Here is a 22,911-nt window from a genome sequence, read left to right as displayed (position 1 = left end):
TTAAAATCCGGCCGCGCCGCGCCTGAATGCATCCATAAAGGCCTCCAGGGCGGGCGAAAAGCATTTATCCCTTTGCCAGATCATCAAAAGCCCCGTCTCCATTGGCTCCTCCCAATCCAATTCGATCAGGCGTCCGGTTTTCAGGTCGTGCTCAATGGATATGCGGGGAATAATGGTCACGCCCATGCCTTTGGCCACGGCAGTCTTGATGGCCTCAATGGAATTCATTTCGATCAGGCTGCCGAGCCTCACCCTTTCCAGGGTCAGGGCCTGCTCAAACTCCATGCGATAGCCGCAATCCGCCTTGGGCAAAAACAACACCCGGCCATCCAGGCTTTTATGGCCCAAACCGGCCTTTTGGGCCAGTTCATGACCCGGCGAGGCCGCCATGACCAGGGTTTCGGTCCTGAGCATTTCCATATCCAGACTTGCGGCGCTCACCGTATCGGTCAGAAGGAAGGCGAGGTCCACTGTTCCAATGGATAGTTCATGCTCCAGGGAAAACAGGGCGCAGGACGTAACGTCCAGGTTTACATTGGGAAACCGCTTTTGAAAGGCCGGCAAGGCCATGGGCAAATGACAGGCGGCCACGGTCTGGGGCATTCTTAGGGTCAGCAGAGAGGCGCCGTCCGGCTCTCCTTTTATTTCGTTGCGCGCCTCCTGCTCGATGGCAAGCATCTTATGGGCGTATTGGAGCATTTTTTCGCCCGCCGGGGTCAGCTTGACCCTTTTTCCCACGCGTTGGAACAGCAGAGCGCCCAGATCGTTCTCCAGGGCCTTGATTTGCGCGGATACGCTGGATTGGGCGTAGTTCAAAACTTCGGCTGCCTGGTTGAAATTCATCAGGGAGGCCACGGTGCTGAATGTTTTGAGTTTTTGGAGATCCAATGCTTTCTCCTCTATATCGAAAAAAACGATAAGAATATCAAACCTATTTGTTGGACCGGCGCTGCCTGCCCATCGTAGGCTCATTCATAGTTGAAAAATATGCAATACCATATTCAATCGCTATTATCGATCAACAAAATCAACCAGGGCAAAAAGGAGGAAAATCAATGCAAAACAACAGCCAGGAAATGACCGTGGAAGTCATTCAAGTGGAAACCCTGAGCCGCCCCGGAGAAAACCGGCGGATCATCGCCCAAAGCCGCGGCCACGAAGTGGTGATGGACATGAAGAGGGAAATGATGGGCGATGACTCCGGGCCGACGCCTCCGGAGCTTTTGGCCATGGCGCTGGGAGGCTGCATGGTCAACATAGCCCGGATCATGATGGAGCAAAAAGGGGTGAAGCTGAATGGGCTCCAGGCCGGCGTTTCCGGCCCCATCGATCCGTCCAAGGCCATGGGCTTGGAGTCTTCCAACCCAACGGGCTTTGCCGGGCTGACAATCCATGTAAAATTGGATGCGGACCTGCCTGAGGCTGAGAGGCGGGCCTTTGAACAGGAACTCTCCAATAGGTGCGCCCTGTGCGACACCATTGCAAATCCCGCTTCCTTGGACATCCGGTTTGGGTGGAGCAGCTAAACCCGGACCCAGGAGGCCCTTTTCAAAGGCATAAACAGGGGTGACCGTTTTTCCCGCCGGCGCCGGGCAAGCCATGCCGGCGCCGGCCCCCCGCCCCAAGGCGCCTAAAAAACAGTTCAATATCAAACTATTACATACCGGCTGCTTCACATTTAGCGCCTGTCTTTTCCCAATCCGCGTCCTGCCTGTTCCGCTTTTAAAAAAAACTTGGCTCGAATACTGCATCCAAAATCTTGGGTTCAGGGAGTTTTGGCAAAGGCTGACGATTCCGCCATTTGCTTTTGGCTGGATGCGTTATAAAATGCAATGACTTTAGCGATGATATAATTCCATACCATGTATCAAAAACTGGGCATGTATTGGAGCGCCCTGGAAAGCCGGTTCATGCCGGAATACCTCTCCAGGGATGACCCGCTTTCTTTCTGGCGGGAAAGAATTTTGTTCGTCCTATTTTTGGTAACCACGGCGTTGGGGCCGATTGCGTTGATCCCCAGCGTGATCCTCAGCTTTCAGGTGGATCGCCCCGATATAGCCATCGTAGACATTCTGGCGTATTTCACCGCCGTCTTCCTGCTTTTTTCCGGCAAACGCCTCTCCTTAAACGCACGGGCCTGGGCCGCTTTCGGCATGTTATATTCCCTTGGCGTGTTTTTGCTTTTTACGCTGGGCTTTCATGGCGCCGGATACATCTGGCTTTTCGGCGCATCAGTGCTGATGGGCGGCATAGGCGGCATGCGCATGGCCCTCTGGTCCCTGATTATCAATGTATTGTCCATGATCGGCGTCGGCGTTTTTATCGCGTACAAAGCCCCAGGCTGGGCGTCTTCTCTGGAGACTCCTGTCAATGTCTGGGGGGTCATGACCGTCAATTTTATGTTAATCAGCGCCATGATAACCATCACGGCCACCATCATGCTGGAGGGCCTGAAAAACGCCTTTGACAGGGAGAGAGAGGCGGGACGCACCCTGGCGGTCAGCCAGGAGAAATACAAATCCTTGCTGGAGACGCTGCCGTACGGCATTCAGGAACTGGACTTGAACGGCCAGGTGAAATTCGTCAACCTGGCTTATCAAAGGGTTAGCGGCTATCTGTATGAGGAACTCGTTGGAACATACGTCTGGGATTTCGCGCCGGATCCCGAAGAATTGGAAGTGCAAAAACGGCGTTTTGATGCAATCAGGGATAACATGCCGCCTCCGCACCCTTTCACCCGTTCCTTTCTTGCCAAAAACGGCGATATTTTGGACCTGCAGGTCATCTGGGACTACAGTTACGACCAAGCCGGAAATCTTGAAGGATTTTTGACGGTTATCACCGACATTACCAAGCAGCTTAAGGCGGAGGAAATCCGCAAGGATCTGGAGGAACGGCTCAAGCACTCCCAAAGGATGGAATCCATAGGCACGCTTGCCGGCGGAATCGCCCATGACTTTAACAATATTCTCAATTCAATCATCGGATTCACGGAACTGGCACTGGACGAGGCAAAACCCGGCGCGCAACAGGAGGAATGCCTGCAGGAAGTGCTGAAGGCCGGGACCCGGGCCTCGGGCCTGGTCAAGCAGATTCTGACCTTCGCCAGGAGGGGAAGCGAAGAGCCCAAGCCCGTTCGGGTCAGCAGCATAACCAAAGAGACGCTGCAACTGCTCCGGTCCACCGTGCCGCCCTCCATCAAAATCAAGCAGAAGATACAAAGTGAATCCCTGGTCATGGCCGACCCCACCCAGATCCATCAGGTATTGCTGAATCTTTGCACCAACGCAGTCCAGGCCATGGAGGAAAAAGGAGGGCTGCTGCAAGTTGAGCTGGCGGACGTTTTGGTGGACGCCGAACTGGCTTCCAGAACTCCCAACCTTCACCCCGGGGAATACCTGAAAATGGTTATAAGGGACACGGGATACGGAATTCCGGTCGATGCCATTCAATCCATTTTTGAGCCCTATTTCACGACCAAGGGTTTCGGCAAAGGCACCGGGCTGGGCCTGGCCGTGGTGCACGGCATTGTGCAGAACTGCGGAGGGGAAATCCTGGCGTCCAGTCAAGTTGGAGCGGGATCTGAGTTCACCATTTTTCTTCCGTTGGTCAAAGGCAAAGCCGAAGCCCTCCCGGAAAACCGGTTCGGCCACGCTCCCAAAGGCTGGGAAAAGGTCCTTTTTGTGGATGACGAGCCTTCCATTGTCAAACTAGGAGGAAAAATGCTCGAACGCCTGGGCTACACAGTCACCACGCACACAAGCAGCATCCAGGCATTGGAGCTTGTACGGAATAAGCCCCATGGCTTTGATATAGTTATTACGGACATGAGCATGCCGGACATGAACGGAGACGTTCTGGCCACGGAATTGATGAAGATCAGGCCCGACATCCCGGTTATTCTTTGCACGGGATACAGCAATAAAATCACGCCCGAAAAAGCCATGGCCATGGGCATAAAGGCCTTTGCCATGAAGCCTCTCGTAAAATCCGAACTGGCCAAGTCCATCCGCAAGGTCCTTGACGCCCAGGCAAGTCAACCGTCACACTAATCCGCGTCCACCTCCGCCTTGCAGTTTCTGCAGCGTTTAGCGCCCCGGAACAACTTGTATCCGCATTCAGGGCAATGGTAGCGCTTTTCCTCCGCCTCCACCCACTTTTCCGTTCCCCACTCCCGCCACTGGGGCACGGCTCTCAGCATGACTTTTTTACCGACGGGCATGGGGAAATTGTTGATGTGACCGCAAGGAAAGGCGTCGCACTGATAGCACCCTTCAATTTCCTTATCCACGCAGCATTGCTTAATGGGACAAGAGCGGCAGTACAAAAAAACGTCCTCTTCGTTCTCCGCCATGCACCCTTTACACTTGATATCCTCGGGCTTGGTCCCGTAGACGCTGCACAAGCGTTCCTTAAACTTTTCGTTTCCGTCCCGATCCGCATACATGATGCCGCAAACGCCGCAATACAAGCCGCACGGCGCCAGCCAATCCTTATTGACCCCCTCCACAATCGCCTCCTCCCTGAGCGTCCGGCGTCTCTCCCTCCCCGCGGGTCACAGTCACCGGCTCGGCTTCCCAAATGTCCTTATTATATTCCAAAATGGTCCTGTCGGACGAAAAAAAGCCCATGCGGGCCACGTTCAAGATGCACTTTTTCGTCCACTCCGTTTGATCCTTGTACAAGGCGTCCACATGCTCCTGGCATTGGACGTAGGCCTGAAAATCGGCCAGGTTGAGATACTTATCCCGCCCGAGCAGCATGTCCGACAAAGGATGGAACAAGGCCGGATCGTCCGGGTTGAAGAACCCCCTGGAAATGTGATTCAAAACGTGCTCCAAAACCTGGTCCCCCAAATAATCCCGGGCATTGTAACGGGGCGCAAGTTCCGCCGCTTCTTCGGCGTTCAATCCGAAAATAAAGATATTGTCATCCCCCACGGCTTCCCGGATCTCCACGTTGGCGCCGTCGGCCGTTCCCACCGTCAAAGCGCCGTTCATGGCGAATTTCATATTGGAGGTGCCCGACGCTTCATATCCGGCCGTGGAAATCTGCTCCGAAACGTCCGAGGCGGGAAAAATCCGCTCCGCCAGCGACACCCTGTAGTTGGGCAGAAAGATCACCTTAAGCAGGTCATTGGTCTGTGGATCTTTGTTGATCATATCCGCCACGTGGCAAATGAATTTGATGATGAGCTTTGCCATGTAATACCCCGGGGCGGCCTTTCCGCCAAAGAAAAAAGTCCGGGGCGCGTAATCCCGGGTCTCGCCCCTTTTGAGGGAAAGCCACCGGTAGACGACATGGAGGATGTTGAGAGTCTGGCGCTTATACTCATGAATCCGCTTCACCTGAAAGTCGAATATGGATTCGGGGTTGATTATCTCTCCGGTCATATCCCGCACCAGGGCGGCGAAATCCTCCTTATTCTCCTGCTTGACGTCGCGCCATTGTTCAATAAAACTCTGATTTGCGGCCTTTTTCGCCAATTTTTCCAATTGAAAAAGATCGGTTACCCAGCCTTCCCCAATGGCGCTGGAAATCAAGCGGGCAAGCCCGGGATTCGCTGCGGCAAGCCACCTTCTGGGCGTGACCCCGTTGGTCTTGTTGTTAAAACGCTCGGGAAACATCTGGTAGAAATGATTCAACTCCCTTTCCATCAAAAGGCGGCTGTGGAGCGCCGCAACGCCATTGACGGAGTGGGAGCCTACAATGGCCAGGTGGGCCATGCGCACGCGCTTCTCCTCCCCTTCCCCAATCAGGGAAAGCTGCTTCATTTTTTCCGGATTCTCGGGATATCGCAAAGAAACCTGCCGCAAAAAGCGCTTGTTGATTTCATAAATGATTTCAAGAGGCCGGGGCAGGAGGTTTTCAAACATGGAAACCTGCCATTTTTCCAAGGCCTCGGCCAGCAGGGTGTGGTTTGTGTAAGCGCATGTTTTGGTTGTGATTTCCCAGGCTTTCTCCCAAGCCAGGTTGTACTCGTCCACCAGAAGGCGCATGAGTTCGGCCACCGCCAGGGACGGATGGGTGTCGTTCATGTGGATGGCGTTTTTATTTGCAAACTGGTCAAAGTCGTCATGATTGACCAAATAACGGCGAATAATGTCCTGTATGGAGCAGGACACAAAGAAATACTGCTGCTTAAGCCGCAATTCCCGGCCCTGATACACCTGATCATTGGGATACAACACCTTGGATATGGTCTCGGAGCGATTTTTTTCCTCCACGGCTTTCATATAATCGCCGTGCTGGAAATACTCCAGGTCGAATTCCTTGGAAGCCCTGGCCGACCAGAGCCTCAAGGTGTTGGTCGTCTCGTTGCCGTACCCGTTGATGGGCGTATCATAGGCCACGCCGATCACGTCGTTGGTGTCCACCCATTCCGCCCGGATGCTTCCGTCCGGCTGGCGAACGTGTTCGACCCGACCCTGAAACCGCACCCGTTGCGTCTTTTCCGGCCTGGCGATCTCCCAGGGATTGCCGTACTGAAGCCAGTTTTCCGGGCGCTCCACTTGCTCCAGATTCCTGATGTCCTGGTCGAAAATGCCGAACTCGTAACGGATTCCATAACCGTAGGCGGGGATGCTCAGGGTGGCCATGGAATCCAGGAAGCAGGCCGCCAACCTGCCCAGTCCCCCGTTGCCAAGCCCCATGTCCGGCTCCTGCTCCAAAATGCTTTTAAAATCCACGTGCACGGCGTTCATGGCCTCTACGGTCTGCTCGTACATGCCCAAATTGATGAGGTTATTGGTCATGACCCGGCCCATGAGGTATTCAGCCGATAGATAGTAGACCCGCTTCACGTCCTTCTCATAATAGACTTCCTGGGTGCGAATCCAGCGCTCCACAAGCCTGTCACGAATGGATAGGGCCAAGGAGGTGTACATGTCTCGCAAGGTGGCCGTGTATTGATCCTTGGAAAGAGAATATTCCAGGTGGTTGGCGAAGGCGAGTTGAATGCTTTCCGGGTCCATCCCCTTTTTGAACCTGCCCCAATTTTGAAACAATGCGCTGTTCTTCATGCGGCATCTCCCAGTATACAGGCGTTAACGGACAAGGGCTTATGTGCATCAAGCACGGTTTTAGTGCATTTAATCATGGGGCGCCGCGCGGGGGCAAGTTTTTTATAGCCCCCGCCCAACCGGCGGTCCCTCCTGATAGGATTCCCATGGAATGCATGGGGTTGGGGTCGGCGGCGCCGCCGGACGAACAGGCGTCTTTACACTGACTATATATCAATTATTACCAGGTATATAATTCTGATTTAAGGGATATAAACTATTTTTATTGACTCTATAGTCAAGATATGAGAGCCTTAATTTTCAGAGATGCATTCCTGGCCTTGATCAACAAAATTGGAACCATTTAAGGAGACTGTCATGAGAGCTAGAAGTCTTTTTCCGGCCGTGCTTTCCATCATGTGCTTTATCTTAGCTGCGCCCGGGTATGCTTCGGCTGCAGAGGCGGTGTGGAAAGCAGGGACGCTTGTGCCCAAGGGGGTGGGCTACGCCAATCAAATTCAAAACATTTTAATTCCCGGCCTGGCCAAGGCTACGGACGACCAGGTGTTTTTAAAGGTTTACTATGGCGGGGTGATGGGGGACGACGAGGACTATTTAAAAAAAATGCGCATAGGCCAGCTGCAAGGCACCGGCACGTCGGTGCAGGGCGCCTTGATGGTCTGTCCGGAGATGGGCGCCGTCAACCTTCCCATGTTGTTCAAAAACTGGGATGAGGTGGATTACATCAAAAAAAAAATGTACCCGGTTTATGACGGGATCTTGAACGACAAGGGCTTTAAGCTGATTTTGTGGCTGGATCAGGGCTTTGACCAGTTTTATTCCGTAAAGTTCCCTTTGGACGCCATGGATCAGTTCAAAAAAGTCCGCTTCGTCACCTGGTGCGGCGACATTGAAGAGGAATTTTTCACCGCAATAGGCGCCACCGCCATTCCGGTCAACGCTCCGGAGCTTAACACATCCCTGCGGCAAGGCCTGGCGGACGCTTACATAGGCCCCCCTATATGGGCGTTGTCCACCCAGATGTATTCGGTGGTCAGGTATATCAGCGCACTCAACGTGCGGTACTCTCCCAGCGTGTTCATCATTACCATGGAGGCCTGGGAAGCCCTGCCGCCTGAGCAGCAGCAAAACATCATGGCCGCCCGGGAGCAGTGGCAAACGGATTTTTGCGAGGGTTCCAGGCAGGACAACGAGAAATGCCTGGAAGCCATGTTCAAATATGGAGTTAAGAAAGTTGAAATGAGCCCGAATATGGAAAACGCCTTGTACGCCGCGGTCAGGCCTCTATGGGACGAACTGGTGGGCGAATATTATTCCCAAGAGCTTTTGGACGAGATCGTGGACAATTTGGACGAATTCAGGCAAAGCCGATAGGCTCGCCCGGCCGCAACATATTGAGGGGGAAAAAATGCCGAAAAAAAAAGTCGCCTGCGCCCTGGTCCTGCTTACCTTAATCGCGCTGATCCTGCTGCCCGGCCCAGCGTGTTCCGGAACCTATGAATATATCTGGAAGTCCGGCTCCCTGGTTCCGAAAGGGGTTGGCTACGCAACCCAGATCAATCAAATTTTCGTCCCCGGCCTGCTGGAGGCTACGGACGGGAAGCTCATGCTGAAAACCTATTTCGGCGGAATCATGGGGGACGATGAAGACGTCTTGAAAAAGGTGCAAGCCGGCCAGCTTGAGGCTGCGGGTTCGGGAGCGCAGCTTGCCTTCATGGTCTGCCCGGATCTGGGCGTCACCAGCCTGCCGTTCTTGTTCAACAACTATGACGAGGTGGATTACATCCGCAAGGCCATGTATCCGGCCTTTGATGAAATCACCCAAAGCGGAGGCCTTAAGCTCCTTTTATGGCTGGATCAGGGCTTTGACCAGATTTATTCCGTGGACAAGCCCATCGCCTCGCTGGAGTCCTTTGAAAACATGAAGTTTCTCACCTGGTGCGGCGACATTGAAGTCTCGTTTATAGAAACCATGGGCGCTTCGGCCGTCCCGGTGGATGTTCCCGAATTTAACGCCAGCATACGGAAAGGCCTTGCAGAGGCTTATATCGGCCCTCCCATATGGGGGGTATCCACTCAGATGTACGCCGTGCTCAGATACATCAACACAACGAATGTCAGATATTCTCCGGCCGTTTTCGTGGTCTCCATGGAAGCATGGAACGCCCTGCCCGCAGAGTATCAAAAACGCATTTCAGCCCAGCGAGAGAGTTGGCAGACTCCTTTTATTGAAGGCTCCAGGGCCGACAATAAAAAATGCCTGGAAGCCATGCTCAAATACGGCGTGCAAAAAGTGGAAACGCCGCCGGAAGTTCTTGAGGCGCTAAAGAAAAAATCCCGGCCTCTTTATGACAAAATGGCGGACAGGGTTTACTCCAGAAAAATTTTAACCCAGACCGAGCGCCTGCTTGAGGAGTATAGAGCCTCCCATGCCGGAGGTTAAGCATCTTGCCGAGGGCCTGGACCGGACTTTCAAAAAAAACGGCTGACAAATATTATTGGACAACGGTAAGTATTCAAATCGCCTACGGCCCTGTTTGCAACACGCTCTGCAAGCAGGGCCTTATTTTTTCCAACCTTAACCGCAACGCCCTCCTTCCTAAGCAACTAAACAACGTAAATTCAGATTGATATAAAGTTTTCACGAATTTTAACAGTGCAAATTTCTTTCTCCAGGCATCCGCATTCAATGCTTTTTTTCCGATAGTTGCAATAGTACAGTTCCCGCCTTCCATACTGCACTGACTTATTGTGGGGAATACGAAAAACGAATGGGACCCATTTGCTGCAAGTTTAAGGCAAAGGAGTGGTTTTTATGCAGCAGACAGAGGGGAGCCGTTCAAGAATGGCTTCCCCCATTTTTTGCGATGCCGGGCCTCTATGAAGAAAAAACAAGGGCTTTTCTGAACAACGATAATTAATACATTGAAAATACTGAAAATAACCGTCCCTGCACGCCGAATTATCCGGATTTAACCAAATTTTCATTGCTTAAGATGTGAAAGGGATCACACTTAAAAATATTCCCGCCAAATCAGTCCTTCGGGAAAGCCGGTTTATATAAATAGAATAGAACGTAAAAACAGGTAGTTAATAATAATTGCGGAGAAAGGGCGATTTACCGTTCAGATGAGCTGCAACCCGGCCTTTGCCGCTCAAAAATTTCTCACTTGCATTATAACGTCACTTGATTTAGCTCTAGTGGAGTTCCAAATTCAAAATTTCCACCACATTACAAACTAACTAACGTTGCGAGCGTTTTCCTATGCAAGGAGGGACTATGAATTCCAAAGCCTTCTCCCGGGCCAGTCTACGTGCATTTGCGTCTTTGGCGGTTATTGCATTAGCTATGGTCTTTTTTCCCGCCCAGGGTCTTTGCGATTATTACACTCCCGGCGGAGGAACGACCTACACCCTGGACCAATTGGTGGGCCTTTCCGGCGGCGTGTTGACCGGCGAAAGCCCCAATTATCAATTGAACGACGATCTCATCATTAATGAAGGGGATGCGCTAAACATTTCCCCTGCCGTGGAAACCACCTTGGCTATCTCCTATAACGTTACGCTGGTGATCTCAGGAACCCTGCAGGTGCAGGGAACGGACGAAGCCCCTGTCGTCTTCACTGGGATGGAGCGAAAAGGAGGGGGAGCATGGGATTCAATCTACGTGACCGGAAACGGCTCGGTGAACATGAGCTACGCCCAGGTGTACGACGCCGCGGCCGGCCTTTACCTGGTAAATATCGCGCCAACGGCGCCGGGCAGCGTGATAGATCATTGCTTGTTTGAAAACTGCGAATGGCCCGGAATAGAACTTGAAAATTACGACGCCCCCAGTTTTACCCTGACCAACTCCATACTCGCCCTAAATGGTGAAGGCGGATTGCGCCTGGAGGGGGTATGGCAATCCGAGGTCACAGTTGCCGGCAACTGGTTTCATGACAACGGATGGGCCGGCATTTTTGTGTATGAAGGAAGCCAAAACCTTTTGGTCCAAGGCAATGCATTCACCAGCAATGTCAATTACGGCATTGAAGCCGCTGTCGGCGGCCCCAACATGCAAATCCTTAACAACCTGATTTATGACACCTATGGGACCGGCATCGCTCTCAACACCGGATCATATTACTGGAGCAAGGACGAGACAACCTATCTCACCGCGGGAGAGCAGGCCGTCATTCAGTCCAACGTCATCATCGGCAGCCAGGATGAAGGCATATACGCCTACTATTCTTCCGGCCACAACATCTCCAACAACGTCATAGCCGACAATGCCGCGGGCATCTATCTGGAAAACTCGTGGAACGACCTCTTGGCCGTAAACACCATTGGCGAATGCACCTTGGACGACTCCTTGTTCTCCCTGGACGATCTGGACCTGCCTTTCTCGTACGGCGACTATTTGGAGGGGGAAATCCTCGGCGGCCCCCTTGACGGCAGGGACGTTGACGCCAATGCAGGCCCCGGCATTGCTGTGGAAGACTCCATTCCCGGCCTGGGCGCCGAACCCGCGGAATATGGCTGGATTGAAGTGAACGCTGCGAATGCGGACAACTGGCTGGCCTCTGGGGAGTTGGAGCCAGTAAAAGATGAGGACCTGGACGACTATCCCATGGAAGAGGCCGCCATTGGCTTTGACTTCCCCGTGTCCTACACGGCTGCAACCGGCGTGGAATACTATACCCATTTTTCCATGACCTCCAACGGAATCGTGGAACTGGCCGCGCAGCAATACGGAACCGAGGGAATTTGGGATTACGAGGGCAGGGGGTATTTCACCAATTATTTTTCGGAGTACACCCTGTTATTCGCCAACTGCGACGATTGGGTGGACACAGGCGATGACGTATTCGAAACCCACAACGGCCAGCAGGTGCGCATGAACGGCTTTGGATACCGTTATTTCCAGGCCGGAGATGTGGACGGCGACGGCAAAACCGTGCCCGAGGAATGCCTGGTCCTCCGGTGGTACATGCAACATTGGGTGGACGCCTATTACGCCGCGGGCGCCGCCCCGATCTGGAACGACTTTCAAGTGGTCATTTATCCCGACGGCCGCATTCGCTGGAACAACAAGGCGGAAAACGCCCATGGCATCACCTACAGCAACTATTGCGGCCTGTACGCCGGCTATAACGAAACACCCTTTGAAATCATGGCGGTCAACAATCCCCAGTCCCAAACGTCTTATCTGTTCGATCCCGCCAAAGCCAGGAAGACCACCAATCAGATCTTGGGCAACACCATGATCAACAACGCTGCAAACGTGCAACAGCCCAAAGCTCCGGTTGATGACATCCCCTTTATCATGACTGGCGGGACGTGCCTAAACAACGCCCTTTTTGTGGATATGAGATCCAATACCATTGAATCGGATGTCATGGGCCTCCAACTGAACGGAGGAAGCCCTTTAAGCCCAACCGTCAACTTCAACAACATTACTTCCTACGGAGATTTTGAACGGAAGGGCGCCGCGCCCGGATGGATCAGCGTGGATAACAACACAAACTACACTGTGGACGCCCGCTACAACTACTGGGACGCCTACGGAGACCCGGACGCCTATTTGGACGGCGACGTTTGGATCGACCCCTGGCTGGCCTCCGCCGTTCCCGATCCGGAAGAGACAGGCATCCTGCTGTATTATCCTTTTAACGTGGATTCCAACGGCGCGGTCATCACCGTCACCTCCGGGATGTATCCGGGCATGTCTTTGGTCTTCCCCCAGGGCGCCGTGGATTACCAGGAGGAGCCCCTTCGGAAAGCAGGCAGCATCACCGTCACCCCGGGCATCACGTTCACCGTAGGCGAACTGTTGCCCGAGCCGGAATTGCCCTCGTATATCCAAGGGGTGGGCATTCCCTTTGTTTTCACCCCCAGCGGACAGACCTTCAGCACCCCCATTACCATCACCATGCCCTACAAAGGCTATACCGCGCCCACGCTCGTGTATTATTTCGACACGGTTAGCCTGACTTGGAAAACCGACGGCATCACAGTGGTCAGCGTGAATGAAAACAATCGAACCGTAACCTTCACCACGACGCACTTCACCGTATTCGCCGCAGGCCTGACAAAATCGGCGGGCGGCGATGACGATGATCCGCCCTACCACTACCACCGCGGTGAATGGAACGAAGATCACTTCGTAGATTGCTTTGTGGACAGCCTGGGAGGCGCGGGAAGCCTTCCCTTCATTCCGGCGGCCTTGGCCATGCTGCTCGCCGCTTTGGGCCTGCGGCGCAAGCAAGATTGAAATTGGTATAATCCTATGGGGGAAGGGCCTCAGGGGCCTTTCCCCCTTTTTTTTGAAAAAATGCTTGACATATCATTATTTGATATGTCAAATATTGTACCGTCAAGCAATATCGCCCAAAACCTCAAACCTCAGAGAACGTCCATGCCAAGCAATGACCTGCTCATTTATCAATTCGCCAGAGCCCAGCTCAGGGTCAGAACCCGCCTGCAAAACGCCTTTGCGGAAAACGAAATCGCCGTCTCGCCCATGCAGGCCAGAATATTGTTCGCCCTCAAAGGGCGGAGCCCCCGAACCATGACCCAACTGTCCAAGGCCTTGTCAACAGACAACGCGGCGATCACCCGCCTTGTGGAAAAGCTGGTGAAAATGGGCGTGGTGGAAAGAAAAAACTCCCCCCATGACCGGCGGGCCTATCTTATTGAAATCACTCCCAGGGGGAATGAAGAAATCGCCAAGGCGGAAGCGGTCATGCATCTGGTGAATGAAGAGTTTTCCGCCCTGTTCACGCCGGATCAAAAGGCGGTGCTTCAGGGTTTTTTGTCTGAAATTGAAGGGGTCTTTCAGAAAAACGGCCCGGCGCCCGCCCCCGAGCCTTTCAACCTGGATTTTGAGATCGAAGGCCTGGAGGAGTTGTGCGTGCCTCACGCCCTGTGGTGATGCCCCCGCCGCGCCTGAAAGCGAAAGGAGAAGCAGATGGAGAAGAGAACCATTCCCCAAGGCGGAGAATTTTTAATCCGTCAAACCAGGCTTGAAGACGTTTTCATTCCCGAAGAACTCACCAACGAACAAAAAATGGTGCATAAGGCCGCCTTGGACTTTGTTAACAAGGAACTGGCGGAAAATGCAGAGCTTATTGAGGAGAAAAACCAGGACCAGGTGCGCAAATGGTTCGCCATGGCAGGGGAGTTGGGCCTGAACGCCATCGACTTTCCGGAGGAATACGGCGGCGAATCCATGGATAAAATCTGCGCCTGCCTGGTGACCGAAGCCATGGGCGGCGGGCATTCGTTCGGCGCCTCCCACACCTGCCAGACCGGCATCGGGTCCCTGCCCATCCTGCTGTACGGAAACGAGGCCCAAAAACAAAAGTATCTCCCCAAACTGGCCTCCGGAGAATGGATCGGCGCCTACTGTCTGACGGAAGCCGGATCCGGCTCCGACGCCCTGGCTGCCAAGGCCTCGGCGACGCTTTCGGAGGACGGGAAGCACTTTCTGCTGAACGGCGAGAAGATCTATGTCACCAACGGGGGCTGGGCCGACGTGCTCACGGTTTTCGCCAAGGTGGACGGAGAGAAATTCACCGCCTTTATCCTGGAAAAAGGGATGGAAGGGCTTTCCCGCGGCCCGGAGGAGGACAAGCTGGGCATCCGGGGCTCGTCCACGGTGTCCATTATCCTGAAAGATTGCAAGGTTCCGGTGGAGAACGTCTTGTATGAAATCGGCCAGGGCCATAAAATCGCCTTTAACGTGCTTAACATCGGCCGCTATAAGCTGGCGCCCGCGTGCCTGGGAGGCATGAAAAGAGCCATAGCCGTTTCCACCCACTACGCCTTGGAGCGGGAGCAGTTCGGAAGAAAAATCGCTGAGTTCGGGTTGATCAGGGAAAAATTGGCCCAAATGGCCGTGGACGCTTACGTTGCCGAATCCATGGCATACAGGCTCGCCGCCGCCATCAACGACAAGCTGGAAGCCCTCACCGACGAGGAAAAGCAATCCGGCGAGGCGGTTTCCCGGGCTATTGAAGATTACAGCATTGAGTGCTCTTTGGTGAAGGTGGCGGGCAGCGAGCTCCTGGACCGCACCGTGGACGAAATGGTCCAGCTATTCGGCGGCGCCGGATATATTGCAGACTACCCGGCCGAAAGAGCCTATCGGGACTCCCGCATCAACCGCATTTTTGAAGGCACGAACGAAATCAATCGCATGCTGGCGGCGGGAAACTTCCTTAAAAGAGCGGTGGCGGACAAACTGCCGGTTTTCGCCGCCGTGGAAAAGGCCAAATCCCTGGAATTGAATGACGAGGCCGGAGACGGGTTCCTAAGCGTGCAAGTAAACACGCTGGAGGCTTGCAAGGCGATTTTCCTGGTTACTTTGGCTGAAGCCGCAACCCGCCTGACGACCCGCATCGCCCAGGAGCAGGAAGTGCTAGGCCTGTTGGCGGACATGATGATCCGTATATATCTCATGGACAGCGCGTTGGTAAGGGCCGGCAAAGCCGCGGCCTCCAAGGGAGTGGGCAAGGCCCAGCTTCACGCCGCGGCCGCCAAGGTGTACGTGGGCCAAAGCCTGCCGGAACTGGCTTCCATGGCAAAGCAGATTCTGGCCTACATCGCCGGTGGGGACAACCTTGCCCCGGTTTTCAGCATGGTCGGCAAGCTGGCGTCCCGGCCGCAGGAGAACATTGTGGGGTTAAAGCAATTGCTGGCCGGCAAGGTGATTAAGGCGAAACGCTATCCCTTTTAATTTCAACCAGGTGCAAAGAGGGGGGCCGCCAGGCCCCCTTCCATCATCACCTTAAAAGCAGCTTGTGGGCCGTAATCAAAGCCACGTCCTTTTTCATCCTCTGGACGGGCGGGAGCTTGCGCAGCGCCGCCAGGGTCTTTTCGTCCTGCTCCACCAAAAAGTCCGGCGCCAGGCCCCGGCCCTGCCAGGATTGCATGCCGGGCGAATACATGGCCCCGGTTATGAACTTCAACCGGCATCCGTTTTCCAGGGTGAAGGTTTTTTCAAACACGCCTTTTCCGTAGGTTCTGGTTCCCACAATGACCGCCCTGCCATTGTCCCGCAACGAGGCGGCCAGGATCTCCGCGGAGGAAGCCGTACGATGGTTGACCAGGATAATGCATTCAAAATTAAAGGGATTTTTATTGTTCGAGATGTAATTGGCTTTTTGCGTGTCCCGTTTTAACGTCCGCAAAACCACGGATTTCTCGGGCAGGAACAGTTCCGCGCACGCCAGGGCCTGCATAAATACGCCGCCCGGGTTGTCCCGCATGTCGATAATCAAGCGGGTGATGCCCTGCTCCTCAAGGGCGCCCAACTCCTGGGCCAGCTTGTCGGACAATCCTGCGGAAAAACGCTTGATCTCCAAAAGAGCCACGGAGTTATCCAAAGGCGTGGCCTTGACGTTCTCCGCCTCCACCTTTTCGTGGGTCAGGGTGACGTTGAAAATCTTGATGTCCCGATTCACCGTCAGCTCCACCTGGTCCCCCTCATCGCCCGCCAGCAGGGCCTTAACCTCGGCAACGCTCTTGCCCTTCAACGGCGTCTTGTTGATGCGAAGGATCCGGTCCAAAGGCTGGAGGATGTCCGCCGCCGGAGATCCGGGGCTCACCTCCTCCACATCCAGGCTGCCCTCCCTGGGATTGAAGGTGCTCTGAAAACCCAGGGACACCTGCACTCCGGTGAGGGATTCCAATATATGCTCGTATTGCTCGGCGGTCCAGATTTTGGCCAGATCCGGATTCTTGGGCGGAGAGATGTATCGCAGCATGCCCTGGACGGCGGCCCAGTACAAGGCGTCCTCGCTGATGCCGGCCGTGTAATAGTTATCCAGGATTAATTTTTTCGCCTCCTGAAAGGTTTTTTGGGCCTGGGGAAAATCGTGCTTCAGTTCAATGGGGAAAAGGGGTTCAAAGGCGGAATCCGTTCCGGCGGGGGAAGGGCAGGCGATCAACAACGCGATGGTCGCCGCGGCAAGAAAAACAAGGGGCCTTTTCCTGATCGTCATGTTTCGTCTCCCAATTTAGGTCAAAGGCTTTATGGTCCCGATCTTTGTAAATCTTTCTTTAAGGGCGGGTCAACCTGCAATCTTTTCCAGCGGCCTAACATCCGGTTGACTCGCCGGTCATTCTGAAGTAATTTTTGCAAGACCACGGGTCATTTACACCGCCCTTCGGGCGCCATGGCCCCGTAAAGAGGCGCTATTCCAATAATAAAGCCGGACAGGTAATTCAACCATGAAAGTCTTAGTCATCAATACGGGCAGCTCCTCCATCAAATACGAATTTTTCGCCATGGACGCCGAGCAAAGGCTGGCCGGCGGCATTGTGGAAAAAATCGGTGAGGGAGCCAGCGCTGTAACCCACGAAAAAATTCTGGAGAACGGCGACGTTCTCAAACTTGAAGAGCAGGGGCTGATTCCTGACCACGAGCACGGCCTGAAAAGAGTGGTGGAGCTGTTGCGCCACCCTGAATACGGAGTGGTTAAAGACAAAAGCGAAATCCAGGCTGTAGGCCATAGAATCGTCCATGGAGGCGATAAACTGACTGAGACCATGGTAATCGATGACAAGGTGATCGAAGCATTGAGGGAGACGGTTCCCCTGGCGCCCCTGCACAACCCCGGATGCATCCTGGGCATTGAGGTAGCCAGGGCCGTATTTACAAACGCCCTGCACGTAGCGGTTTTCGACACCGCCTTTCACCGCACAATCCCGCCGTACGCCTTTATGTACGCCCTGCCCTGGGACATGTATAAAAAGCACAAGGTGCGGAAATACGGCTTTCACGGAACCTCCCACGCCTACGTTGCGGAACAGGCGGCGCGCTGCCTTGGCAAAAAGCCCGAGGAGATCAACCTCATCACCATCCACCTGGGCAACGGTGGCAGCATGGCCGCCGTCCAGGCCGGAAAATGCGTGGACACCACCATGGGCATGACCCCGCTTGCAGGCCTGGTCATGGGCACAAGGTGCGGAGACATCGACCCCGCCGTCATGTTTTATCTCGGCAAACGCCTGGGCATGAACCTAAGGGAGTTGGACATCCTCCTGAACAAGGAAAGCGGCCTCAAAGGCTTGTGCGGGACCAACGACATGCGGGAGCTTTTAAAGAAAAAGAGAACCGGAGACTTCCACGCCAGCCTCGCCCTGGAAATGTACGCCTATCGCATAAAAAAATACATCGGGGCCTACATGGCCGTCATGGGCAGCCTGGACGCCATTGTATTCACGGCGGGCGTCGGCGAAAACTGCGCGGAAGTCCGCAGCCTGGCCTGCCAGGGCATGGAGGCCTTCGGCATTTCCATGGACAACGAAAGAAACTGTTCCTCCAGCAGGGATCTCAGACGAATCAGCACGGACGACTCAAAGGTTAAAATTCTTGTGGCGCCCACCAACGAAGAACTGAAAATCGCCCAGGAGACGCAAAGAAAAATTAAGATAAGACAAAAAAATCATTAAGATATAATTACCAACTTTGGATCCCATCCATTTAGACCATCATACGTAAAAGAAACCATGAGAGAAGCTCTGTGCCCCATGTGGTCTTTTTTTATTATCCCCATCGGTTTAAAATTGACAAAAAGCCTATGACCTAAATCTATTGATGCTAATTGGGGCCCGTGATACCTACTTATTGTCCCAGTAACTCTCGCAAAATTTGAAAGTTTCGACTCCGTTTTCTCATCTTTTGCTTGTAGCACTTGCACAGGATCAAGGGGCAATTCCCTATAGTTGGTGCAAGAAAAAAAACTATTGCTTTTCATTAGCCATTCAAAACCCCAATGACGCTGGCCAATTGGTCTATTTTCACTACAAATTGTCAACCACCTGATAGCTTCATCCGCATACCCCTTGTTTCTCGGTTCGGAGTTTAACCATCTCAACACATTATATATAAATAGGTAATATGCGGGATCGACAGATTTTGGAGACAAATCGTGCCAATCCAACAAACGGTGGATTATTTTTTCGATATCATACGATTTTGTATATCTATAGGCATTTAGCCAACACTTTATATCATAATCTCTCACTGAGGGCGTCTGGATTATCCTATCATAATGTATGATCATTGTTCTCAGGTCGCTCTGTGGAATGCCACTCCACTTTCTATTATGTTTCTTTACAATAGCAGAACACAGAGTTCTGCTTATGTTGTGATCCCCACTTTGATTTGCTAGCACTCGCAATTGTGCGAGTGCTGCATCAATGTTCCCATATACTAAATCCCATTCACTAATAGTTCGAGTGGATCTTTCTGAAGCCTTTCTTGGCTTATTTCTTAATGAATAAATGCTCTCTTCAGCTATACTAATAGCATTGGAAATCCAACGATATTTACCTATTTTCATAAAATCTGCTAAAGATTTTGAGCCCGCAAGTTCCATACAATACTCAAGCAGTTTTCTAATCATTTGGATTGCAGCGACATGCCCGTACTCGCTCTGTTCGTTTATTGAGATTGCAGTATGGAACTTGTCGATCGCAATATCAAAGTCTTCTTTAACACTCTTTTCTACATCATCAAGGTGGAGATTCCTTTCTTTTGCACCTTGTAAGGTTGCCAATGCTTTTGCCCTGTAACACATACCCACCATATGCACGATGGCATGGTCGTCACGGCTTATTTCCATACCTTCAGCAGATCTTGCTACATTTATAGCCTTTTCAATCTCCATTGGATTTTCATATAATAAATGTCTAGCGTAATGAATCGCATAATGAGGTTCTTTAGGCCACTGATTAGTAACCTTAGAAAGTAAAGTTCTTGCTAACTCTGCTCGACCGATCTCGAAAATCAATGGAGAAAACCTGGAACGAACAATCCCACCTTCCTGAAAACTTGCATCAGCTTCTAATGCAATATCTGTGTCTCTTGTGACAAATAGTGTTTCTATCATCTTGCGAATTCTATTTGATGATGGATTTCTCAAGAAAGAAACATTTTTCAGAAGTTGCAGCGCCCATTTCGTTAAATCAGCCTTCCATTCTTGAGTATTTCGAGCCAACGCTTGTAAGGTGCCTACTGCAATCAGCCTATGAGAAATTCTAATTCCACTCGAGTTTATAACAGCAAACGGAGATGTCTCTTCAAAAGGTAACACCCCTCTGTTTTTAATGGAACATAATTCCATAAACTCTTGAACCGGGTATCCTTCTCCAGAGTATGCACTGACCAGGGACAGATCACTTAGTAATGATTTTTCCTCATCCGAGGATTCTTTCAATACATCAGAAATTAATGTTTGCAATCCAACGTAGTCCTCTTCAAATGCAGTCAATCCAAAGAAGAATGGAGTACACTGATCAGCCATTTTTGTATCGTATACCAATGAATTAAGCCTCTTAATCCTTGTAACATCTTCCACTTGTTCTACATAAGCGCCCAAGAAATCCTTGGCCTCAATTTTTTCTAAACGGCACTTTAAAACATCCTTATTCTGCTTTTGATCCCCATAGACCCTTGAAATCCATAAAAAAACCGTCCTGGTATTATCTTCCCTTAATTGATTTAACAGAGACTCCCTGTCACCTTCTCTAACAATTGACGCCTCCATTACCACTAAAACGGGTAAAGAAGAAAATTGAAAAACTTCCCCTAAAAGAGATGCAGTATCTTCTGTAAATTGATTAACCAAGACCACTGGATGTTCTTCCATGAGGTTCCAGGCAATTCGACGACTTAATGTTGTACCACCTGCACTTGGCTCATGGAGTAAATTAATTGTTGCGTTGGTTGATTCTTTCAAAGCAGAGACTACCCTTTTTTGAAATTTTCCTGTTACCTCTCTTTCAATATCTTGATTTTGGGCCAACTCGGCCCATTCAATAGGCATACCACGCCTAAAATCCAATCCGAATGTCCTATTGGAAGGAAAATCTTTGCTCATCTGCCGAAAAACGGGAGTGAGATCCTTTCTTATTCTTGTAAGCATCTCCTGTGGCACGGATTTAAGCCGCCGTTCTTCTCCATGTCGGCATGGAAGCAAAGGATTGTCTTCTGAGATATCCTTCCTTTCGTCACCTAACGCTTTTACATGAAGAATGAGATCCTCAAAGTCAAATCTTTGGCAATTTACGGTATCTGCAAAATTGCTCTCGTCAACACCTGATATTAGGATAGGCTTCAGACTATAGTGGAAATTTGTATCTATACTTTCAGAGACATATCGAAAATGCGCAGAATAAGTTTCATCCCCAGCAATAAAACATCTTACATTAACAGGCGATATTTGTTCAGCAATAGTTGAAAATAGTGAATCAACTATTCTTAAATACTTTCTCCGCCATTTAGTTATATCGCTCGCAGGTTCTTCTTCTTCTAAATCGGATCGACCATTCGCAAAGAACCAAAGACAACCTCTAGATAATATCCTAAAATCCTTTGGAAAAAAACTTTTCCATGCCTGTCTAGCTGCACGCCGCAAGAGGGACTCAAATGCTGTTGGAACAATATCGGACGAAAAGTCTACTATTAAACTCCAATCAATTGAAAACAGCTCTTTCAGAGTATCAGGGTCTTCATTTCTATATGCCGGGGCCAATACAAGGATATTAAACCCTGAGTCATCGAATCCCTGCACATCATCCCAAATGGTATTTGATACCAGGGATTCAGTACTTCTTATTGCTCCAAGAGGTGGAACATGAGTTGACTTTGATAACTCGATGGATTTTGCTATAAATTCATCACCTAAAACACGCTCCAAAAAAACAGATGCCCAAATAAACGACTTATTATATTGTTCAGGCTTCAGACCAACTGAGGACTCATCATTACATCGTTTTTTATTAATAAAAGATAAGCCGGCTGCAACATGTGACATCAGAAACTGAACAATTAAGTCATCCTGCCTTTCACAAAATGATTTTTTTATTAGTTCAAAAATTGTATCTCTGCCCTTTCCAATGTCTTCGACCCAAGCTCTTTCATTCTGTTCCAATGTGCGAATGTTCTGCGGGACCATGTCAACAAGGCCCTTGACCAAGTCAAACCACCTTGCTTCACCCAGTCCAGTAAACATATTCAAAAGCGTGGACAATTCGAAATAGGCATGATCAAAAAAGAAAAGTCCTGAAGAACTGTATGATGCTAAATCAATTAAAACCAGATCTTGAACCTTTGCATCAAGATTACCCTTGAAAAAAATATTATTTGCATGACAATCACCATGTACTGGTCCTTTAAGCGGTCTAATGGCTATAGAAGATAAGGAATTGTCGAGTGCGTAAACATATGGATTCGGCAGGACCTTGTTCATGTGAAAAAATATCGGTGAATCTAAAATTGGGTCTCCAAAATAATCTTTTATATTATATGTTATCCTTCCTCCGTTTTTTTCAGAGAGTTGATATGGAAGTGCCAAATTAATAAGAGCGGCAAGGCTACTTTGCTCCCCAAGTTCAAAGAAAGACTCGTTCCATAGAGTTGTGCTTAATCGTTGATATGCAGAAGCAAATAACTTTTGGGATTGAACTAATGGTCGCCACTGTATTCTTGAACTGCCAGCAATTTTTAGCAAAAGCAGGTACTGATTTTCGTTTCTAATACTCCCCACAATTTCTGGAATTTTTTTATTAAAAGCCCCAACAGATACCGCTTTTTCGTGTAAGGCAATCTCGTCATCATATTGCTCTGAAATATCACCAACCTTTAGAACAAAAAGGCCATCAATATCTCCTTCACAATCTACTATGCCAACATAAGCGCCTGATTTTCCAGATGTAAGATGTTCTCGAACACACAATGATTGTATTCCATGGTCTTTTTCGAAAAGATCAACGATATCCTTTATCTCGTCAGGAAAGGCGCTAAGCGTATGCATAAGATAGTCCCCCTTATCAATTATGCTTATAATTTTCGGAATGGATTATATGCATGTAATGGGTGCCCCTGTATCCATGG

14 protein-coding genes are annotated in these 22,911 nt (G+C 51.0%); 9 read left to right on the top strand and 5 right to left on the bottom strand.

All coding sequences use genetic code 11. The annotated features are described in order from the left end of the window. Positions 1 to 888, bottom strand: a complete 888-nt coding sequence (locus tag BUE18_RS03805) for a LysR family transcriptional regulator (RefSeq protein ID WP_073473005.1) — start codon at positions 886 to 888, stop codon at positions 1 to 3. A gap of 167 nt (positions 889 to 1,055) precedes the next feature. Between BUE18_RS03805 and BUE18_RS03800 the strand changes: the two genes are divergently transcribed. From BUE18_RS03800 to BUE18_RS03790, 3 genes are read left to right on the top strand one after another with little or no spacing between them, the layout of a single operon-like run. Next, positions 1,056 to 1,526: an OsmC family protein gene (locus BUE18_RS03800; protein ID WP_073473003.1), complete on the top strand. Its 471-nt coding sequence runs from the start codon at positions 1,056 to 1,058 to the stop codon at positions 1,524 to 1,526. Positions 1,527 to 1,566: 40 nt separating this feature from the next. Next, on the top strand, positions 1,567 to 1,836 hold the full coding sequence (locus BUE18_RS03795) for a hypothetical protein (protein ID WP_073473001.1): 270 nt from the start codon (positions 1,567 to 1,569) through the stop codon (positions 1,834 to 1,836). A 26-nt stretch (positions 1,837 to 1,862) separates the two neighbouring features. Next, the gene (locus tag BUE18_RS03790; protein ID WP_073472999.1) at positions 1,863 to 4,052 is read left to right on the top strand and encodes an ATP-binding protein; all 2,190 of its coding nucleotides are present in this window, start codon (positions 1,863 to 1,865) and stop codon (positions 4,050 to 4,052) included. Here BUE18_RS03790 and BUE18_RS03785 read toward each other — a convergent pair. Beyond that, a complete protein-coding gene (locus BUE18_RS03785; RefSeq protein WP_244549274.1) occupies positions 4,049 to 4,510 on the bottom strand; it encodes a DUF3795 domain-containing protein in 462 nt (153 codons plus the stop codon). The genes BUE18_RS03790 and BUE18_RS03785 overlap by 4 nt on opposite strands. Beyond that, complete coding sequence (locus tag BUE18_RS03780) at positions 4,494 to 7,022, bottom strand: glycogen/starch/alpha-glucan phosphorylase (protein ID WP_073472997.1); 2,529 nt, start codon at positions 7,020 to 7,022, stop codon at positions 4,494 to 4,496. The genes BUE18_RS03785 and BUE18_RS03780 overlap by 17 nt, the downstream gene beginning before the upstream one ends. A 357-nt stretch (positions 7,023 to 7,379) precedes the next feature. Between BUE18_RS03780 and BUE18_RS03775 the strand changes: the two genes are divergently transcribed. The 5 genes from BUE18_RS03775 to BUE18_RS03755 all read left to right on the top strand — a co-directional run bounded on the left by BUE18_RS03775 (position 7,380) and on the right by BUE18_RS03755 (position 15,744). Beyond that, positions 7,380 to 8,396 (top strand): TRAP transporter substrate-binding protein, encoded by a 1,017-nt coding sequence (locus BUE18_RS03775; RefSeq protein WP_073472995.1) that lies wholly within the window; start codon positions 7,380 to 7,382, stop codon positions 8,394 to 8,396. A gap of 34 nt (positions 8,397 to 8,430) precedes the next feature. After that, positions 8,431 to 9,465: a TRAP transporter substrate-binding protein gene (locus BUE18_RS03770; RefSeq protein ID WP_073472993.1), complete on the top strand. Its 1,035-nt coding sequence runs from the start codon at positions 8,431 to 8,433 to the stop codon at positions 9,463 to 9,465. 837 nt (positions 9,466 to 10,302) lie between these two features. Beyond that, complete coding sequence (locus BUE18_RS03765; RefSeq protein WP_073472991.1) at positions 10,303 to 13,278, top strand: right-handed parallel beta-helix repeat-containing protein; 2,976 nt, start codon at positions 10,303 to 10,305, stop codon at positions 13,276 to 13,278. Positions 13,279 to 13,422: 144 nt separating this feature from the next. Continuing rightward, positions 13,423 to 13,938, top strand: a complete 516-nt coding sequence (locus tag BUE18_RS03760; RefSeq protein WP_170868257.1) for a MarR family winged helix-turn-helix transcriptional regulator — start codon at positions 13,423 to 13,425, stop codon at positions 13,936 to 13,938. Positions 13,939 to 13,974: 36 nt separating this feature from the next. Beyond that, complete coding sequence (locus BUE18_RS03755; RefSeq protein WP_073472988.1) at positions 13,975 to 15,744, top strand: acyl-CoA dehydrogenase family protein; 1,770 nt, start codon at positions 13,975 to 13,977, stop codon at positions 15,742 to 15,744. 46 nt (positions 15,745 to 15,790) lie between these two features. On the opposite strand, the gene BUE18_RS03750 is transcribed toward BUE18_RS03755, so the two are convergent. Next, positions 15,791 to 17,011 (bottom strand): S41 family peptidase, encoded by a 1,221-nt coding sequence (locus BUE18_RS03750; RefSeq protein WP_073472986.1) that lies wholly within the window; start codon positions 17,009 to 17,011, stop codon positions 15,791 to 15,793. Between the two features lie 229 nt (positions 17,012 to 17,240). Between BUE18_RS03750 and BUE18_RS03745 the strand changes: the two genes are divergently transcribed. Continuing rightward, positions 17,241 to 18,464, top strand: coding sequence for an acetate/propionate family kinase (locus BUE18_RS03745; protein WP_073472984.1), 1,224 nt, complete (start codon positions 17,241 to 17,243; stop codon positions 18,462 to 18,464). Here the strand turns inward: BUE18_RS03745 and BUE18_RS03740 are convergent. Then, positions 18,461 to 22,831 (bottom strand): protein kinase family protein, encoded by a 4,371-nt coding sequence (locus BUE18_RS03740; RefSeq protein WP_073472983.1) that lies wholly within the window; start codon positions 22,829 to 22,831, stop codon positions 18,461 to 18,463. The genes BUE18_RS03745 and BUE18_RS03740 overlap by 4 nt on opposite strands. Between the last annotated feature and the right edge of the window lie 80 nt (positions 22,832 to 22,911).

It is taken from the genome of Desulfatibacillum alkenivorans DSM 16219 (assembly GCF_900142135.1).
GTDB classification, from domain to species: Bacteria; Desulfobacterota; Desulfobacteria; order Desulfobacterales; family Desulfatibacillaceae; genus Desulfatibacillum; species Desulfatibacillum alkenivorans.
This window is presented reverse-complemented; position numbering and strand designations above follow the sequence as displayed.

Excerpts from the sequence above, each read along its gene's own strand:
- BUE18_RS03790 (WP_073472999.1), top strand. The coding sequence starts at position 1,863 with ATGTATCAAAAACTGGGCATGTATTGGAGCGCCCTGGAAAGCCGGTTC.
- BUE18_RS03740 (WP_073472983.1), bottom strand. The coding sequence starts at position 22,831 with ATGCATACGCTTAGCGCCTTTCCTGACGAGATAAAGGATATCGTTGAT.
- BUE18_RS03745 (WP_073472984.1), top strand. The coding sequence starts at position 17,241 with ATGAAAGTCTTAGTCATCAATACGGGCAGCTCCTCCATCAAATACGAA.
- BUE18_RS03760 (WP_170868257.1), top strand. The coding sequence starts at position 13,423 with ATGCCAAGCAATGACCTGCTCATTTATCAATTCGCCAGAGCCCAGCTC.
- BUE18_RS03765 (WP_073472991.1), top strand. The coding sequence starts at position 10,303 with ATGAATTCCAAAGCCTTCTCCCGGGCCAGTCTACGTGCATTTGCGTCT.
- BUE18_RS03775 (WP_073472995.1), top strand. The coding sequence starts at position 7,380 with ATGAGAGCTAGAAGTCTTTTTCCGGCCGTGCTTTCCATCATGTGCTTT.
- BUE18_RS03770 (WP_073472993.1), top strand. The coding sequence starts at position 8,431 with ATGCCGAAAAAAAAAGTCGCCTGCGCCCTGGTCCTGCTTACCTTAATC.
- BUE18_RS03750 (WP_073472986.1), bottom strand. The coding sequence starts at position 17,011 with ATGACGATCAGGAAAAGGCCCCTTGTTTTTCTTGCCGCGGCGACCATC.
- BUE18_RS03755 (WP_073472988.1), top strand. The coding sequence starts at position 13,975 with ATGGAGAAGAGAACCATTCCCCAAGGCGGAGAATTTTTAATCCGTCAA.
- BUE18_RS03780 (WP_073472997.1), bottom strand. The coding sequence starts at position 7,022 with ATGAAGAACAGCGCATTGTTTCAAAATTGGGGCAGGTTCAAAAAGGGG.
- BUE18_RS03800 (WP_073473003.1), top strand. The coding sequence starts at position 1,056 with ATGCAAAACAACAGCCAGGAAATGACCGTGGAAGTCATTCAAGTGGAA.